The organism is Pricia sp. (assembly GCF_041745955.1).
Taxonomy (GTDB): domain Bacteria; phylum Bacteroidota; class Bacteroidia; order Flavobacteriales; family Flavobacteriaceae; genus Pricia.
On record NZ_JBGTHY010000481.1, the window covers coordinates 1 to 1,574 of the forward strand.

Annotated in this window: 1 protein-coding gene; it reads right to left on the reverse strand. The window is 47.7% G+C overall.

Annotated elements, in window-relative coordinates; genetic code table 11:
- Window positions 1-1,321: sulfatase (locus tag ACEW8S_RS16875; protein ID WP_373519288.1), on the reverse strand; the 1,321-nt coding region annotated here is incomplete at its 3' end.
- Window positions 1,322-1,574 lie beyond the last annotated feature (253 nt).

Consider the following 1,574-nt stretch of genomic DNA (forward strand, 5'->3'; position numbering starts at 1 on the left):
CGTCCGCTACATTCTTAGTCTCGCTTTCATCCTTTTTAAGATTATACAGTTCAATTTTGGCTAAATCGACCATTCGGTACTCCCCGGGCAGGCCATCTTTGCCGGGCTTTTGTCCGTTCATGGTGCGATACGTATGTGGAAAATAAAGTTTCCATTTCCCATAGCGTACTCCGTGCAGTTCGTTGACCCGGTAATAATAGAAGTACGCCTCTTGCGGACTTTCATCGGATTCTCCCGTCAACACCTTCCAGACGTTCATACCGTCAATCGTTTTTGTGGGAAGCTCTGAACCGGTGATATCCGCTATGGTAGGAAGGAGGTCGATAGCCATGACGGGTACGTCGATTACCTTTCCGGCCGGCAGTTTTCCGGGCCAGCGGGCGATAAAAGGTTCGCGCTGTCCACCTTCCCAAGCAGTGCCTTTGCCTTCCCGGTAAGGCAGGGCGCTTCCGGCGTGGTTGCCATAGGCCAGCCAAGGGCCGTTGTCGGAGGTGAAAATGACCAAAGTGTTCTCCTCTAGACCATCCTCTTTCAAAGCCTTCAAAATTTGTCCGACGGACCAGTCGATTTCCATGATGACATCGCCATAAAGTCCACGGTTGGATTTTCCCTTAAACTTTTCCGAAACAAATAAGGGAACATGCGGTTGCGGATGTGGCACATAAAGAAAGAAGGGATTGTCTTTATTTCTATGGATGAAGTCCACACTGTGTTCCGTGATCTGGGTGGTCAGTTGCGTCTGATCGGTCAAAGTATCGATTACGGTTTCGTTATTGTAGAGCGGCAATGGTCCGAAGGTGAAAACCGGTCCTTGTTGCGGATGCAAAGGCCACATATCGTTGGAGTAGGGGATGCCGAACCATTCGTCGAACCCGTTTTTGGTGGGAAGGAAATCAGGGTGGTCGCCCAAGTGCCACTTGCCATATATGGCCGTCCTATATCCATTGGCCTTAAGCATTTCGGCCAAGGTAGTTTCGGAAGGATGCAAACCTCTCTTACTGTTGGGCATCATAGCGTTGTGGATACCGATCCGATTCGGATAACAGCCCGTCAAAATACCGGCACGGGAAGCCGAACAGACCGCTTGTGCTGAATAAAAACTGGTCAGTTTGACGCCATCGTCCGCCATGTGATCGAGATGCGGGGTCTCGATATCGTCCGCCCCGAATACCCCCACATCACGATAGCCCTGATCGTCGGTAAAAATGAGGACGATGTTCGGCGGTCTTTCTACCTCGGTCTCGGTGTTTTTGTCTTTCGTTTCGGATTTACAGGAGAAAAAGAGGATGGGCAGAAGTAAAAAAAGGAGGTATCTGAACATGTTTTTTGAGGTTTAGATGGTAAAGAGGTTTAGATGGTAAAGCGGATAAATGGTCTAAAGTATAGGCATACCGGATAAGATGAGCTATTAAAATCAAAAATAAGGAAAGAAGGTTGAATACTGTAGAAAAGCTTTAGCGCAAGATTTTTTTATGGAAAGCATTATCCAAGATAAAGTTCCACCAATCCGTTAGGTGTAGATACCTTTACGATTTTTTTCTCCCGATCCAGCCCGGTAAAGATATCATCGGTAA